The 15,704-nt window shown below is 59.5% G+C and carries 12 protein-coding genes; 2 read left to right on the forward strand and 10 right to left on the reverse strand.

Going from position 1 to position 15,704, the window contains the following annotated elements:
* Positions 1 to 486 precede the first annotated feature (486 nt).
* From ACFSKT_RS21005 to ACFSKT_RS21025, 5 genes are all read right to left on the reverse strand, one after another.
* Positions 487 to 915, reverse strand: a complete 429-nt coding sequence (locus ACFSKT_RS21005; RefSeq protein ID WP_377718263.1) for a hypothetical protein — start codon at positions 913 to 915, stop codon at positions 487 to 489.
* A gap of 211 nt (positions 916 to 1,126) precedes the next feature.
* Positions 1,127 to 2,548, reverse strand: coding sequence for an ABC transporter substrate-binding protein (locus tag ACFSKT_RS21010; RefSeq protein ID WP_377718262.1), 1,422 nt, complete (start codon positions 2,546 to 2,548; stop codon positions 1,127 to 1,129).
* A gap of 26 nt (positions 2,549 to 2,574) precedes the next feature.
* On the reverse strand, positions 2,575 to 3,885 hold the full coding sequence (locus ACFSKT_RS21015; RefSeq protein WP_377718261.1) for a response regulator: 1,311 nt from the start codon (positions 3,883 to 3,885) through the stop codon (positions 2,575 to 2,577).
* A gap of 27 nt (positions 3,886 to 3,912) precedes the next feature.
* Positions 3,913 to 5,670, reverse strand: a complete 1,758-nt coding sequence (locus ACFSKT_RS21020) for a sensor histidine kinase (RefSeq protein WP_377718260.1) — start codon at positions 5,668 to 5,670, stop codon at positions 3,913 to 3,915.
* 367 nt (positions 5,671 to 6,037) lie between these two features.
* A complete protein-coding gene (locus ACFSKT_RS21025) occupies positions 6,038 to 7,237 on the reverse strand; it encodes a D-alanyl-D-alanine carboxypeptidase family protein (RefSeq protein ID WP_377776340.1) in 1,200 nt (399 codons plus the stop codon).
* Between the two features lie 341 nt (positions 7,238 to 7,578).
* On the opposite strand from ACFSKT_RS21025, the gene ACFSKT_RS21030 reads away from it, so the two are divergent.
* Positions 7,579 to 7,842, forward strand: a complete 264-nt coding sequence (locus tag ACFSKT_RS21030) for a DUF4183 domain-containing protein (protein ID WP_377718258.1) — start codon at positions 7,579 to 7,581, stop codon at positions 7,840 to 7,842.
* A gap of 16 nt (positions 7,843 to 7,858) precedes the next feature.
* On the forward strand, positions 7,859 to 8,281 hold the full coding sequence (locus tag ACFSKT_RS21035) for a DUF4183 domain-containing protein (RefSeq protein WP_377718257.1): 423 nt from the start codon (positions 7,859 to 7,861) through the stop codon (positions 8,279 to 8,281).
* 78 nt (positions 8,282 to 8,359) lie between these two features.
* Here ACFSKT_RS21035 and ACFSKT_RS21040 read toward each other — a convergent pair whose 3' ends face one another.
* The 5 genes from ACFSKT_RS21040 to ACFSKT_RS21060 form a co-directional block, all read right to left on the reverse strand.
* Positions 8,360 to 11,641 carry a carbohydrate binding domain-containing protein gene (locus ACFSKT_RS21040; protein ID WP_377718256.1) on the reverse strand — a complete coding sequence of 1,094 codons (3,282 nt, stop codon included), beginning with the start codon at positions 11,639 to 11,641 and terminating at the stop codon, positions 8,360 to 8,362.
* A 375-nt stretch (positions 11,642 to 12,016) separates the two neighbouring features.
* Complete coding sequence (locus ACFSKT_RS21045; protein ID WP_377718255.1) at positions 12,017 to 12,877, reverse strand: 5'-3' exonuclease; 861 nt, start codon at positions 12,875 to 12,877, stop codon at positions 12,017 to 12,019.
* 203 nt (positions 12,878 to 13,080) lie between these two features.
* Positions 13,081 to 14,280: an aminotransferase class I/II-fold pyridoxal phosphate-dependent enzyme gene (locus ACFSKT_RS21050; RefSeq protein ID WP_377718254.1), complete on the reverse strand. Its 1,200-nt coding sequence runs from the start codon at positions 14,278 to 14,280 to the stop codon at positions 13,081 to 13,083.
* A 78-nt stretch (positions 14,281 to 14,358) separates the two neighbouring features.
* Entirely contained in the window at positions 14,359 to 14,724 is a 366-nt protein-coding gene (locus tag ACFSKT_RS21055) for an arsenate reductase family protein (protein WP_377718253.1), read from the reverse strand.
* Between the two features lie 19 nt (positions 14,725 to 14,743).
* Positions 14,744 to 15,703, reverse strand: coding sequence for an RluA family pseudouridine synthase (locus ACFSKT_RS21060; RefSeq protein WP_377718754.1), 960 nt, complete (start codon positions 15,701 to 15,703; stop codon positions 14,744 to 14,746).
* Position 15,704 lies beyond the last annotated feature (1 nt).

The following is a 15,704-nucleotide window of genomic DNA, read 5'->3' on the forward strand; positions in this document are numbered from 1 at the left end:
GCGAATGCGGAATTCTCCATGTTTGGTCGCATCACCAAAAAGCTCGTGCTTGATACATTAAAGTCGCATATAAGCTAGAAGCAATCAAGCCGAACAGCAGCATTCCGAAAAGACAAGCGAGCGCCATCGTCGAACTATCGACCTCCGTCCGCACCCAATCGCCTTCAACTTTCGTCATGCCAGGCAAAGTGTTCAAAAATACTCCCCTTGATGGCCGCCGGGGATCGTATGCTATCATCACTGCATGCTCGCTTTCGTACCGAGCCGGATCACTCGTTCGCACGGATCGTTCGAATGCCTCTCCGCTTCTTGCCGCATAACTGTAAGTCAAAGAATAAACGGGAGCTTCATTAACCTCTACGTTCGTGCGTGTCTTCGATAGCAACGTTCCTTCTACTAGCCTGCCACGCGATAGCAGTGCCGCCTTGCGGTATGAATGTGCCATCAGTATTGCCGCTAAAGTTCCGCCCAATAACGGGATAATCACTAGCACCAGCCAACTCGGCGGCAATGGCCGGGCGAGACTGCCCTCGATCTTGCATTTTCGTCATGGCCTAAAGGAGCAACGATTCGCACATCGTCGCCGCGTCGAGGTTGTTCTCCCTTTATGTAGGACGTCCCTTCTAATCGCTTGCCCGATTCTGAAATGGCGTACCATTCCGTCGCATAAACCGCCTTCTTATTCCGCTTTTTGCCTAGGTAGTACACGACCTTCACATCCAAAATATAGCCCATGACCGCTATCGCTTCGCGGTTCGCGTGCATGAAGGTCAAATCAATTTTCGGGATGAGAAGCGTATTCAATATTAACCCACCCAACAGCAGTGTCCATCCTGTCCAACTCAGCCAACCTCCGAATAGCAGATTGATCCATGTTCCCGCCGAAAGCTTTCTTTTTGGCGGCTTGTCCTCCATTGCGTTCGCCCCTTCTCAACTCGCACATCTCCTCGCCATCGTCACATGATACCCGTTCCTTGTCAACGTTTCCTCCCCGGACGGCATACCGTCCAGATGGCAAGGAAGGGCGCGAGCCGCCGAACAGATCGGAAGCGCGAGCCCTCCTGGACTATTCCTGTAATTGAAGGTTACGTTAGTATCGCGCGAACGGCCGCTTCCGCCAAAATCGCTACGGACTACCCGGCACGTTCACCCGGTCGAAATACAAGCTCTGCACCGTCTTCGCCGTCTCTTGCAGCAGCTGGTTCAAATTCGCTTCCGGGTCGGCGAAGACCGCCTGCACCATCGCTGTGACCGCCCCGTAATACTGCTGCGTGTTGTACTGGACTTCGACTTTGCCATCGAACAGCCGCACCGCTTCGTCGTCGTACGCATACACGTTGGCATGGCGCTCGTAGATGGCTTTTACCCGCCGGCCGTAATCGGAATCATCTTTGAAATACGGAATCAAGGGCGTAATGAAAAATTGACCGTCCTGCTCGCGCTTCGCGATCTCGGCATCCAGCGCCTCCAAGCTCTGCTCCGTAAACATGTCGAAGGTGGCGTATTGGAACGCCGCCTCTTGCTCCTCCCGGGTCGCGTTCGGATTGATGACGAGATAATCCCCGCCAAGGATGCCCGTATGCTTCCCGCCCGGCTTCTCGGACGGCATCGGGTAGAACAGCACGTCTTCCGGCGGCATGCCCCACTGGTTGAGCGCCTGAATGATCGGGCTATCCGGACCGGAGATGATCATCGCTGTCTTGCCTTGCACGAACATGCTGATCGCATCGTTCCAGCCGACCGCCCAATCCTTCGGAATCGCCCGCGCATCCCAGGCCAGCTTCCGGTATAGCTCCAGGGCGCGCAGTCCCGCTTCCCCCTGGAACGCCGCCCGCACCTTGCCCCCGTCCACGGTCAGGATATCTCCGCCCGCCTCGAACAGGAAATTCGTCCAGTTCCAGCCCGCCTCGTTGCCCTTGCCCATCGGCGCGATGCCGGATATCCCCTTCGCCGGGTTCGACGCCGCGCTCGCGACGGCGAGCAGGTCGTCCCACGTCCAATCGTACGCTGGCGGCTTCACGCCTCGATCCTCGAGCAGCTTTTTGTTGAGGATGACGCCGGTCACGTAGCCCCGCTCCGCCAACCCGTAGACGCGGCCTGCGATCCGAAATTGATCCTGCAGCAGCGGGTTGATTTGTTCCTTGTGCGGGTAGGCCTCGTACAGCTCGGTAATGTCCGCCGCCCAGCCGCGCTCGGCGAGATAACGGCCTTCCGAGGCGAACGAGTTGAACAGCGTCGGCGCTTCCCCGGACGCCATCTTGATGCCGATCTCATTCGGATTGTACTGCCAGTTGCTCTTGATGATGTCGACGTAAGGGTACTGCGCGATGAAGCGTCGGATCTTGTCGTCCTCGTGCGCCCGATTCTCCGGCAAATCCGGGGTCGGATAGTAGATGCTGATGGTGACCCGGTCACGGGCGGGATCCGAAGCGGCAGTCCCGCCGCCTTCCGTCGCCTTCGGACCCGCATGCCCCCCGCTTTCGCCAATGCAGCCCCCGGTTCCGACGGCCATGCTCAGCGCGATTAACGCGGTCGCGATTTTGCGCATCGGTTGCGCCCTCCTTGCTCCTGCCGTTATTTCTTTAGCTCGCTCGGGCTGATGCCGTAATACTTCTTGAAGATTTTGCCGAAATGTTCCGGCGAATCGTAGCCGATCCGCTCCGCGATTTCGTAGCGTCGAAGCCCGGTCTCCAGCAGGAGGCGCCGCCCTTCCTCCATGCGCAGCTTCGTCACGTATTCCCACAGGTTCGTGCCGGTGCGCTTCTTGAACAAATAGCTCAAATAGTTCGGGCTGACGTACGTCCCCTGCGCCACCTCGTGCAGACTCAGCCCCTTCTGGCTGTAGTGCTTGTGAATGTATTGCATCGCGAGCTCGACCGTCAGGTTGTTCTGCGCCGCCAGCTCCTCCTCGGTCGGCTCCTGCGATGACTGGCTCCACTTGAAGTCTCCGTAATAGAACACCTCGTGGTCGGGCAGCTCCTGATGCCATCGGGCCGCCTTCCGCGCTTGTTCATGCAGCTCCGGCACGAACGCCTCCCCGCGCAGGATCTGGCTGATCCCGACGATACTGTCGAGTTTCAACACCCGCTTGATGGTAAAATGCAAGCTTCGTCCCGTCATATCGATGCCGTTGATCTTGTTCGGCCCGAGCGCGGCGTACTGCGCTTCATCCCACTGAAGCAGCAGTCCGATGCTCGTCGGACCCGTATAGAACCCGAGCGCAGAGCAGCCCTGCCCCGCCAGCTCGCCCCCGATATTGAGCGCGGCATACCGCAGCAAATTCCGGTCCCGCTCCCCGAGATCGTCCGACAGACGCAGCGCGGCCGTAATCACCGCGAAATACGGTCCTCGCAGCTCGATGCCATATTGCAGCGCCAATTGTTCTCTCGTCTCCGGGAACCGCTCCCCGGCCATCAGCTCGCGAAGCAGCGCCATCCGTTCTTCGAGGGGCGCTTCCATCCGGAAGTCCTCCTGCACCTTGGGCGAGTACACCGCGTCCGGCCGATCGGCTTTGCCGGTCTGCAGCAGCACGTCCCTCACCGTATCCATGACCTGCGCGCCGCTCAGCGGCTTGATCAAATAGTCCTTCGCCCCCAGCCGCATGGCCGTCTGCGCATATTGGAACGTCTCGTGCGCCGAGATGACGATCGTCTGCACCCAAGGCTTAATAAGCTTCGCCTGCTGCATGAGCTCCAGGCCGCTCATCGTGCCCATTTGAATATCCGTGATGAGCAGATCGATATCTTCCATCCGCAAATAATCGAGCGCCTCGTACGCGTTATGCGCCATATAGATATGTCCGATGCCGAGGCCCGCGCCGGCAAGCAAATTGCTGATGCCCATGCAGATAAGCGGCTCGTCATCGACAATCAGGATGTTGTGCATCTCTCTCACTCCGTTCTTCCCGCATTCCTATTCTGAACCCGCCGGCCCTTGCTCTTCGGTCCGGGTCGGCATGACGATCGTGACGACCGTGCCGCCGCCCTCCTTCGGCCCGTAGGAGAGACCATATTCGCTCCCGAAATGCAGCTGGATGCGCTGGTGGATGTTGCGGATGCCGTACCCGAGCGACGGATTCGGCCGATCCTCGCGCAGCAGCCGGTCGATGGACGTGAAATCGACCTCCTTGTAGCCGTTATCTTCCACGCGCAGCACGACTTCGTCTCCCCGGCGCTGGCCATGGATGCGGATGATTCCGTCGTCCTCCATATTGCGTACGCCGTGGATCATCGCGTTCTCGAGCAGCGGCTGGAGCGTGATTTTCGGAATCAAGAACGGCTCGATATCGGTATCGACGTCCCATTCCACGCGGAATCCGTACTGATAGCGCTTCTCCTGCAGCCCGATGTACGCGGCGGCATGCTCCAGTTCCTCCTTGATCGTAATCAGCTCGCGGCCGCGGCTCAAGCTGATTTTCATCAAACGCGACAGCTCCTTGATCATCTCCGCCGATTCGGAATTGCCTTCGAGCGAGCTTTTCCAATAGATGCTCTCCAGCGTGTTGTACAGCAGATGCGGATTGATCTGATGGTACAAAATCTGGAGCTGCGCCTCTTTCTCCCGGATCTGCATCTGGTAGCGGTCTTCGATCAGCGTGTTCAGCCTGCCCGCCATGTCGTACACCGACGAGACGACGACGCCGACCTCGTCCTTGCGCCGCTTGCCCGCGGCGGCCGGCAGCTTCCGTCCCGGCTCGTACGAGCGCACGAAGACGGCCAGCCGCTGCAGCGGGGTCATGAGCGAGCGCCAGAAGTAGATCATCATGATGGACGTGACCGCGGTATAGACGATCGAGATGAGCTGGATGACGTGCTTCAGTTCGTTCTGCTTCTGCAGCAGCGAAGCGATCGGAATTTGGTAGATGAGCTTCTGCTGCAGCGCGGCGTCATAACTCATCACATGCAGAAACCCCGATGCTATGAAATCCGTCGTGCCGATGCCCGCAAGCCATTCGCCGTGGTTCTCCGGCAGCGCCAGCGGATCCCCGATCTGCCGGTTCGCCGCCGCGAGGATCCGGTTGTGCCAATCGGTCAAATAGATGCCGCCGTCCGGCAGGCTGACCGAACGGAGCGACTCCGAAATTTTCTCGTCCATATTCGTCGTGACGAGCACCCCGATGACGCCGGTGCCGAGCGAAATATTCGTCACGGAACGTATGTAGGCGAGCGTCGTCTTGTTCGGCAGCGTGCCGATGTCGTCGATGATGGCAAGATAGCCCGTTCCCCGTTTGCGCACCGCCTCGTCGAACCAGACCGGCTTGCTCTCGTCCGAGAAGAAGTAGACGCCCGCTTTTTTGATCTGCGGGTCGTAAGGGGCGAAGGCGTAATCGTCGTTCGGATCATAGACGTAAAGCGAATAGTAGACCGCCTCCCCGCCTTTGACGCCGACCGAGTAGCTGGCCAGAAATTGGTCCGCCTCCGCGAACTTCCGCACCCGCTGGTAAACGGTTTCATTTGCACGCGGCACGAGCGATTGGGTGATCGGGTTCTGGATGATCGTCGTCGTCACCTTGTTGACGGTATCGATATCCCGGTTGATCAAGTCGAGATTTTGTTTGTTCAGCTCCAAATACGCGTTCGTCACATGCCCTTTCAGAATCTGCTCCGCCTTGCTGTTCCCGTAGAAATTGAGCAGCAGGATCGGAATGACCATGACGGCAAATAACAGCATCACCTGCTGCTTGACGTTGAGCTGGGTGATCGGGTTCGTCAGTCCGATTTTCAGCGTAGTTCCCCTCCGGCCCCTTGGCTTCGTCTGTCTCTATATTAAAGTAGGGACTGTCCTCTTGAGAAGACAGCCCGGCATATTCTTTGCTTGTTCGATCCGATAGCGGTCGATTCCGCTAACGCTTCGATTATAGACAAGGGCGCGCGGGTTGGCGATGTGCATCATTACGAAGATGATGTCGTTTGTTACGAACATGGCGGCATGCCGCATGCAGCGAAAATGAAATGTAAAAAGCGTCTCAACCGGATGGTTGAGACGCCTTGTTCCTAGTATGGGATCAGCCCGGACGAAACCGGACACGGCGGCGGCGCTATGCCCTTCGCATCGCGCGCTTGCGCAGCTTCAAGAACGCGATCGCGCCCAGCATGATATTCATGAGCAGCCAGGCGCCGGCAATCGGCAGCTCCCAACCAGATTCAGCGACAGCCGCTTCATCCCGGATGTCTTCGGCCGCTCCGGCGCCTTCGCTTCCCGCCTCAGCCGGCTGTGCGCTCTCCGCGGGGAACGCCTGCAGCGTCAGCATGCCGGCCGTCCATGTCCGCGAAGGGGTGCTCATCGTAACCGAACCGAGCGCGTCGACCTGCATGTCGGCGACTTCATGCCGGGGCACCGCCGTCCACAGCTCCTCCTCGGCGACGAACATCCGAGGCGTCTCTCCTTCCGTGCCCGTGCCGTATTCGTACGTTTCGCCCGCCGCGAACAGCTGTCTCGGCTCGAATGCCGCGAACCCGTAATCCAGCAGCTTTGTCATTTCGGCGTAAATCACTTTGTTCGTGTTCGCCTTCAGGATGACGCCGATGAGCTCCAGGCCGCCGCGCTGCGCCGCAATGACGAGCGTATTGCCCGCCGCTTGCGTGTAGCCGTTCTTCACGCCGAGCGTACCTTCGTATGTCGTGAGCAGCTTGTTATGGTTGTCGAGCTGGGACTGCCACTCTTTGCCGTTCCACGGCATTTTATCTGTTGCGACGATCTCCCGGAACCGCTCGTTGCGCATCGCGTACTGCGCGATCTTCGCCATGTCCGAAGCGGTCGTGTAATGCGCCGGGTCGGGCAAGCCGTGCGGATTCGTGAACTGCGTATCGTATACCCCGACCGTATCCTTCGCAAACGCATTCATTTTCTCGGCGAACAGCGCCTTCGAGCCGGAGATATGCTCCGCGATCGCGGTCGCCGCATCGTTGCCGGAATTGAGCATGAGCGCATAAACGAGATTGCCGAGCGTGACCTGCTCGCCTTCGGCCAAATAGACGCGGGTGCCGTCCTCATACCGCGCTTCCTTGGACACGGTCACAATGGCTTCCGGATCGGCCGATTCGAGCGCAATGATGCCGGTGACGATTTTCGTAATGCTGGCGGGATACAGACGCTCCGTCGCGTTTTTCTCGAACAGGACGGTGCCGGAGCGGGCATCGATCAGAATCGCCGCCTCCGACTGGAGCTCCGGCGGCTGCAGAATACTTTCTTCGGCGTGCAGCCCGCGGGGCAGGCATATTCCCAGAAGCATAATCATGGTGCAAATACGGAGGCAGCGAAGCAAGACGATCGTCCTCAGCCCTTTCTATCGCCGGATATAGCCGCTCTGGAGAGCGGAATGGTTGGATTGCCCTATAATTTAAAGATAGCATCCCAACCGGATCGTCAACAATAGAAAAGTGTAGGCTAGATCACATTTTTGGTCATTCGCAACGCGGGCAAACGGCTGCGCGGGCATGAGCGTGAACGCATATTCTGTAAAGGAATCCCATTTTTGGCCAAGAAGGTGACGACCAGGTGAGTATCCGGCAATCGCCCCGTAAACGAGCTTCAAGGCAGCCGAAGCGCAAATCATCCCGCGGTAGGACACGCCGTCCCTTGCAAACCAAAGTCTATCTCTTCTACGCCGTCGCGGACGGCGCCAAGCGGGAATACCGCGACGAGGACGGCGTGGATGGCTACGGGCGGACCAATCGCATTCCGAACCCGCGAGGCATGTCGCTGATCCAGACGTTCGTGAACGCCGTGCTTCAGCCGGCCAACATGTATCGGATTCGCGCGGGCTCGATTCGCTTCCTGTCGGAGGATATCCCGCAGAAGGGCGTGCCGATCATCGTCCAGTCGATCCGGATCATGGCCTGAACGAAAGGGGGTGAATATGATGCCAGCTTCGCTCATCAAATTATTCATCGCGGCCAGCGCGACCGCGCCTGTCGCCTCGGGCGGCACGGTGACGACCAGCGTCCTGCCGGCCGTCTTCCGTTTCGTCGCGACGGTGACCGCGCCGATGATCGCCGGGGGCGTGACCACGATACCTGCCGCCGGGTTCGTCAACGACAACGGCGATGCGATCACCGTGCTTCCCGCGCCGCCCGTCAATGGCTACTTGAACGTGTACGTCAACGGCATGATGCAGGAAGCGAACCTCACTTCGCTGACGACCGCTTCGCTCGTCATCAACACGGTCGACATCCCCGTAGGCGCCCCTGTCGTCCTCGAAGTCGCAGACTTCTCGAACACGACGTCGACGATTACGACGCCGCCGGTCATTTCGGTGCCGGATATCGACATTATCGTGTAATAGAAAGGAAAAACGGAAGCACGACAAAAACCCGCGCTCGGCGCGGGTTTTTGTCGTGCGATCCCAATCCATTTTCGGTTACGCTTTCAAATAAGGTCCATCCACGCCGATCTTGCCCGGCGCCGGGTTGCCCGGCAGGTCGAGCACGTACACGCGCAGGTTGCCTTGGCCGCTGACGTTCACGCTGAGCGTGCCGTTCGTGACGGTGCGCACGTCGCCGGTGACAGCGTCCTTGTACGTGCCGTTCGGAATATTACTGAATGTCGCCGAGGAGCTGACCGCGACGAGCGCGAAGCTGTCGACGCCTTTGGCCGTATCGGTATACCGCCGCTTATAGGCGATGCCGCCGCTGACGTTCTCCGTCGAATACTGCCCCTTCTGCAGCGCCGGGATGGCGCGGCGAATTTGGTTCAACCGCTGCAGATGCTTGACGAGCGGCTTCTGAAGCGTCTGGGCGACGGTGCCGGAAGCCGAGGAGACCTGACCAAAGCCGCTTGCCACGACCGAGCCTTCGAGGTGGTCGCCGAAATAAGCGCGCCCCGTCGTCGCGAGCGGGCAGGTCGGGCCGCAATCGATCGGCTTGCCCGCCTGGAATTCGATCTCCGAGCCGTAATAGAGCGTCGGGATACCGCGGAACGTCCACATGAGGCTCATATTCTCCGCCCACGCCGCCGTTCCGCCCGTATACCGGGAGGGCGATTTGTTCGGCCCGTAATCATGGCTGTCGACGTAGACCACGTTATACGTGGCGTCGTTGTAGCTGTCATCCGAGTCCTTCCCGTTCCAGAATGCGTTGCCTGCATCGCTGAAGTTCATGTGCATGCGCATGTCGATGACGCTCATGCCCGAGAACTTGGAATGATCCGGCTGATGATACGCGTTGCCGCTTAGGAACGCGTTCGTGGACGTCGGCTGGTTGTTCGTGCCCATGTTGTTCTCGTAGTTGTACTGCTCCAGCGCCGCCGCCGTATCGTCGGCGCTATACGTCGTCCGCTCCTTCCACGTGAAGAACTGCGCGGAATGGTTGACCGAGCCCCGGTTCCACTTGTCGTTCACGAACGAACCGACTTCGCCGAACATGAAGAAGTTCTTGCCTTTGTCGCCGAATTTCGAGACCGCATGCTCCTGCGCGGCAGGCAGGAAATGGCGGTTCCAGGTGACGCGCGGAACATGGACGGCCGTATCGATCCGGAAGCCGTCGACGCCCATGTCGATGAAGCGGTTGTACGCGTCGATCAGATAATCCTGCACGGGCTTCGATTCGGTATTGAAGTCCGCCAAATCCTCATGGATCCAGCAGCTGCGGGAGTCTTCTCCCTCCCAGTTGCCGATCCAGCACTGGTGGAACAGGTTCGAAGGGAACATGCCGCTCGTCGGATTCGGCCATTGGCAATTGTAGATTTTGTACCCTTCCTTGCTCGTGGCGCCCGTCGGCACGCCCCAGTTGCGGCACGTGTTGCCCGCAGGCTCGGACGTCGACCACAGATCGCCGTTGTACGGCTTGCCGCTCGCGTTCACGGTCAGACCGTCGTATTCCGCCCCGGCGACCGGCTCGTCGTAATACCAGCTCCACTGGGTGTCGCGGATGCCGAACACCTTCGGCGTGTACAAGCCTTTGGCGCCCCAACGGCTGGAGTGGTTGTAGACGACGTCCTGAATGATCTTGATGCCCTTGTTATGCGCCGCGTTAATTAAGTCCTGATAAGACGCCCCTGTAGATTCCAACCGCGGATCGACGCGGAAGAAATCGTAGCCGTGATAGCCGTGATAATCGTAGTCGGAGCGGTTCAACACGACCGGCGTTATCCAAATCGCCGAGAACCCGAGCGCCTTAATATAATCCAGCTTCTCCATCAGTCCCTTGAAATCCCCGCGGAACATCGGGTCGTTATTCGCCGCGTTGCCGCTTGTCGTGTGCGCCGAGCCGCCGCGGTTATTGGAAGCGTCCCCGTCGTAGAAGCGCGCCGTCATGACGAAATAGATCGAGTCTTCGCGCATATCCGTGCCGATCGGCGTTCCGCCCGGCACTGGCGGCGGCGCGTCGCCCGTCGTAGCGCTCGCGGCCGCGCTGGCCGCCGATTTGTTGGCCGGCTGCGCGCTGTCATACGCTTTCACGGTATAGCTGTAAGCTGTGCGCGCTTCCAGCGAAGCGTCGCGGAACGACGTACCCGTGGTCGTGAACGTCTTCGCGCCAGCGGTACCGCCGGTACGCGTAATTTCATAGCCGGCTACGCCCCGGCCGCCCGCATTGTCTGTCGAAGCCGTCCAGGTCAGCGTTACCGTCAGCCCGCTCGCTACCGCCGATACGCCTTGCGGAACCGATGGCGGCGTGACGTCTTCCGGCAGCGGCGCGCATGGGTTCGCTGCCCCGGCGGTCACGACGCCGTCTTTCACGGTTACGGTTCCCACAGCCAGCGTATAATCCGCGCCGCCATTGTTATCCCAGGCCGAGCCGTTATTAAAGGCCGCCTTCATGGACGCCGCGGAACCCAGATCAACGGTCTTCTTCACCCAATCCGTGCAGGCCGTCTCGTTCATCGCCACGCCCGGAGAGGCGGTCCAGCTGCCTCCCGCCGGCTGATAGTGGACATTAACCGATGTCCACCCTTTCGTCTTCGTGTAATAATAGACGACGAGCTGATTGCCGGCTGCGGCAGTCGTCACGGACAAGGGCGCGGATTGTGCCGATTGGTTGCCCGCCGCATCCTTTGCCACGACGGTGTAGCTGTAAGCCGTGGCAGGTGCGAGCCCCGTATCCGTATAGGTTAAGCCCGTTACGCCGCTCTTGACGAGCGCGCCGCCGCGGTATACATCATAGCCCGCTACCCCGCTGCCGCCCGTGTTGTCGGTGGAAGCCGTCCACGAGAGCACGGCGGACGAGCTGGTCACCGCACCTTTCGCCAAACCGACGGGGACGCTCGGCGCGGTCGTGTCCGCACCCCCGGTACCGCATGGATTGCCGGCGGCGGCGGTAAGCTTGCCGTCCTTCACTTGGTGCACTCCCGTGCCGGCCTTGTAGTTGGCGCCGCCGTTGTTGTCCCATGTGCCGGAGCCATTGTTAAAGACCAGATCAAACGCGGCCGCGCTGCCGAGCGTAACGGTCGACCGCGTCCAGTTCGGGCAGGCCGCGTCCATTTTCGTCCCGGGCACCTGCGTCCAAGTTCCGCTCCCGTTGTGATGCATGTAGACGGTAGTCCAGTTACGCGTTGGCGTGTAGTAGTAGATTGTGGCCGATCCCGCGGATGTTTCCGCCGCTTGCGCGATCGTTTCCGCAGCCGGCGGAATGATGCCGGACGTCGCGAGCACCATGAAGCCCATGAGCCAGGCAATGATTCGTTTGCTGAACGTTCTTGCTCGCATGTACAATTAGTCCTCCTTTAGTGGCCGAGCGCGATTGGATAATTGTGCTTTCGGCATGATTACCCGGCGCGGCTTACGCGCCGTCTTGATTCGCATTCCTCCTTTCGTTCAAACGTTTGCACAAATCAATGCGGCAGCTCGTTAAAGCGTTTACACGGATATTGTAGTGGCGCTTCCCCTTCCACACAGTCGACGGAATTGACTTCTCGCGGTGGAATTTATTGTATGGGGCAGCAGGATCAGCGCCGTCTGCAACTTTCGGCCCGTTATGATCGCCGCGTTGCAGGCCTGCTCATACCTGCTTATCCGCGCAGACGAACAACGCGAAGAAGCCCTTCTCCCGCAAGCAGGAAAAGGGCTTCTCGTTTTCTCGTATTAGCCGATCATTCTCAATAAGTTCGTTAACCGGTATTTATCGAACACTTCGGAAGCCGACTCCAGCGGCACGCTCCAGGCGCATTCCTCGAGGCTGCATGCGACCGGCACTTCGATGTTAATGCGCGCGAGCGTGCGGGACAAATGAAGCATCTCCAGATCCGCTTCGATCTTCGCCTTGACGCTCTTCGGCAGCGCCTCGAGATTGCTCAGGATGCCGTCGATCGACTCGAATTCGGCCAGCAGCTTCAGCGCGGTTTTCTCGCCGATCCCTTTGACGCCGGGATAATTATCGCTCGTATCGCCCGTGAGCCCTTTCATCTCGACGACCTGGAACGGATGTATACCTTTGTCCGTCTTCAGGAAATCTAAGTCGTACACCGCGTAATTATTCCGGCCCTTCTTCATAATGACAACATGAATGCGCTCCGCCACCAGCTGCAGCATATCCTGGTCCCCGGTAAGAATGTAGACGTGCCCCAGCTCGCTTAGCTTAGTCGACACGGTGCCGATGCAGTCATCCGCCTCGTAGCCCTCAAGCCCGATGTTCGGGATATTCAAAGCCGCCACGATGTCCTTGACGAGCGAGAACTGCGGAATCAAATCTTCCGGCGCATCCGGCCTGTTCGCTTTATAATCCGAGAATAATTCCGTGCGGAACGTCTTGCTTCCCATATCCCAGCAGCATACCACGTGCGTCGGCCGGAATTCGTTCACCGCGTCGAATAGATACTGCATGAAGCCGTAAATGGCGTTCGTCGGCGTGCCGTCCTCGAGCCGCCGGGCGCTGTAAGACTGCGCGAAAAAAGCCCGGAACAGCAAGGCCATGCCATCCACGATCAAAATTTTGTTCTCGTTCATCCGATTCCATCCCCATACCGTTATACTTGCTTCTTCTCATCTTAGTGCATCGCCCAAGCAGCCTGCAATGCCAAAACATTGCTAATGATGCCTGCTGCGCAGCGACCTATTTCCGAATGGGCCTCCCGCTGGGAGCGATGCTCGTTCGCGCCATCTTGCGCGGACAGCCCCTCTAAGCATCATCCGGTCAATTCGTTAACCGGCTATTCGCCCCGAATAAATCGTCCGATCCGCCTTGCCGCCTCCAGCAGCCTTCCTTCTTCCTCGACGAGCGCGATGCGTACGCAGCCTTCGCCTTCCGAACCGAACGCATCGCCCGGAATGACCGCCACCCCGTGCCTCGACAGCATTTCCCGGGAAATTCGACGCGAAGTCCAAGGTTCCGCAAGCACCCACCGCATCGGAGGAAGCTTCGCCCAGATGAACATCGTCGCCTTCGGCTTCGGCACTTCCCAGCCTTCGGCCGCCAGCGCTTCAAGGAATAGATCCCTGCGCCGCTCGTACAACCCGCCTACCGATTCGATCGTTCCCGACATATCGCGCTCCAGCGCGGCTACAGCCGCCTCCTGTACGGGAAGGAACACGCCGAAGTCGATATTGCCCTTCAGCTCGGCCATGGCCGCAACCGCCTCCGCGTTGCCCGCCACGAAGCCGATTCGACCGCCGGCCAGGTTGAAGCTCTTCGACATCGAATGGAATTCCACTGCGATATCGCGCGCCCCTTCCACTTGCAAAATGCTCGGCGGGCGGAAACCGTCGAACGCCATCTCCGAGTATGCCAGGTCATTCACGATTAGGACGTCATGCCGCCGCGCCACAGAAACCGCCTGCTCATAGAAGGCCAGGTCCGCAACCGCCGATAGCGGATTGCTCGGATAGTTGAGCAGCATGAACTTCGCCTTGCGCCATACCTCGTCGGGAATCGCGTCGAAGTCCGGCAAATACCCGCGTTCCTCGCGAAGCGGCATCAAGTAGGGCTCGACGCCTGCCACGGCAAGGCCTGCCGCATAGACGGGATAGCCCGGGTTCGGAATAAGCGCGATATCGCCGGGATTGCACAACGCGAGCGCTAGATGGCCGAGCCCGTCCTGCGTCCCCATCAAGGAGAGCAGCTCCGTCTCGGGATTCACGTCGACGCCGAACCGGTACGTCATCCATTCCGCGACTTTGCCGAGATAGCCTCGGCTGCCCTTCGTGCCCGGGTATGCGTAGGCGTCTGCTCTTAGCGCCGCGTCCGCGAGCGCCTGCCGCACTTCCGACGCGGGCGGCTGGTCGGGGCTGCCGATGCTCAGGTCGATCACGTCCATGCCCGCCGCCATCGCCTCTCGTTTCCAACCGCTCACTTCGGCAAAGATCGAGGATCCGAGCCGATCCAACTTCTCTGCCCGCCAAGATTTCTTCATTCGTTCACGCGCCTCCCTATATCGACGAACGGCGCGCAGCCTGCCATGTTGTCGGCAAGAGCGCGCCGTAATCCGGCTTTATGGTTTCCATTCCTGTTCGAACTGCTCTTCCTTGAAGCCAACCGTCACCTTGCGGCCGTCCGTCACGACCGGTCGTTTGATCAGTCTGCCGTTCGAGGCGAGCAGGGCGATCTTCTCTTCGTCTGTCATAGCCCCGAGCTTGTCCTTCAGACCGAGCTCCTTGTAGACCTCGCCGGACGTATTGAAGAACTTCTTGATGTCGAGACCGCTGCGTGCGACCAGCTCCGTGATTGTATCGGCGGAAGGCGCCGTCTCGAACACGTTGTGCGTCTCGATATCCGCATAGCCTGCGGCCTTCAGCCACTTGAGCGCGCTGCGGCAGGTGCCGCATTTGGGGTACTCGTATACCGTAAGTTTATTCATCGGATGTCATTGCTCCTATCTATCGTCCAAAATCCTGCTTGGCAAGCGCCGCCTCCAAGCTGCTCAAATCCTCGGGAAGCGAGGCTTCCCACTGCATCCATTCGCGGCGAATCGGATGGGTAAAGCCCAGCACGGCGGCATGCAGCGCCTGACGCTCGACCAGTCCCTCCAGCTTCGGCAGACCGTCCGCAAGTCGATCCGGCGCGGCGAAGCCGTACATCGCATCGCCGATCAGCGGACAACCGATATGCTTCATATGCACGCGAATCTGATGGGTGCGCCCCGTCTCGAGCTTCAGCTTCACCTTCGACGCGATGCCGTATCCGAACACGGAGGCCGTCTCGTAATGCGTCACAGACGGGTAGCCGTCCGGCGTCACGATACGAATGTGCGGCGATTCGGGATCCCGATCGATCGGCTCGTCGACGGTGCCGGCATTGGCGGGCGGCGCGCCGTATACATACGCGTAGTATGACTTATAGACTTCGCCCGCCTGCAGCTGTTCGGATAGCTGCTGATGCACGTAAGGCGTCTTCGCGATCGCGACGAGCCCGGACGTATCCTCGTCCAGCCGGTGGATCGGACGAAACCGGACGACCTCGCCGCGTTCCTGCCAATGGTGGACGACGCCATTCGCCAGCGTGCCCGTATAGTGGCCGTGCGTCGGATGCACGACGATGCCCGGCGGCTTGTTGACGACGAGCAGATCCGCATCCTCGAACACGATATCCAGCGACATCGGCTCCGGCAAAATATCGTCCGACCGTTCCTGCTCCATTCGCAGCTCGACCAGATCGCCTTCCTGCACGCGATCATTCACGTACACCCGCCGTCCGTTGACCGTAATGCCATGCTCGGTCAGCTTCAGACGGGAGAGCAGCTTGCGCGAGACGCCGAGGCGGCGCTCGACGAGCGTGCGCACCATCATCCCCGCATCTTTCGCCTCTACGAGCACGGAGAGCGGCGGGTAATACTGCATC

This window comes from Paenibacillus xanthanilyticus, assembly GCF_042682185.1.
Classification (GTDB): Bacteria; Bacillota; Bacilli; order Paenibacillales; family Paenibacillaceae; genus Paenibacillus_Z; species Paenibacillus_Z xanthanilyticus.

Excerpts from the sequence above, each read along its gene's own strand:
- ACFSKT_RS21005 (WP_377718263.1), bottom strand. The coding sequence starts at position 915 with ATGGAGGACAAGCCGCCAAAAAGAAAGCTTTCGGCGGGAACATGGATC.
- ACFSKT_RS21010 (WP_377718262.1), bottom strand. The coding sequence starts at position 2,548 with ATGCGCAAAATCGCGACCGCGTTAATCGCGCTGAGCATGGCCGTCGGA.
- ACFSKT_RS21015 (WP_377718261.1), bottom strand. The coding sequence starts at position 3,885 with ATGCACAACATCCTGATTGTCGATGACGAGCCGCTTATCTGCATGGGC.
- ACFSKT_RS21055 (WP_377718253.1), bottom strand. The coding sequence starts at position 14,724 with ATGAATAAACTTACGGTATACGAGTACCCCAAATGCGGCACCTGCCGC.
- ACFSKT_RS21040 (WP_377718256.1), bottom strand. The coding sequence starts at position 11,641 with ATGCGAGCAAGAACGTTCAGCAAACGAATCATTGCCTGGCTCATGGGC.
- ACFSKT_RS21025 (WP_377776340.1), bottom strand. The coding sequence starts at position 7,237 with ATGATTATGCTTCTGGGAATATGCCTGCCCCGCGGGCTGCACGCCGAA.
- ACFSKT_RS21045 (WP_377718255.1), bottom strand. The coding sequence starts at position 12,877 with ATGAACGAGAACAAAATTTTGATCGTGGATGGCATGGCCTTGCTGTTC.
- ACFSKT_RS21060 (WP_377718754.1), bottom strand. The coding sequence starts at position 15,703 with ATGCAGTATTACCCGCCGCTCTCCGTGCTCGTAGAGGCGAAAGATGCG.
- ACFSKT_RS21035 (WP_377718257.1), top strand. The coding sequence starts at position 7,859 with ATGATGCCAGCTTCGCTCATCAAATTATTCATCGCGGCCAGCGCGACC.
- ACFSKT_RS21050 (WP_377718254.1), bottom strand. The coding sequence starts at position 14,280 with ATGAAGAAATCTTGGCGGGCAGAGAAGTTGGATCGGCTCGGATCCTCG.
- ACFSKT_RS21020 (WP_377718260.1), bottom strand. The coding sequence starts at position 5,670 with ATGCTGTTATTTGCCGTCATGGTCATTCCGATCCTGCTGCTCAATTTC.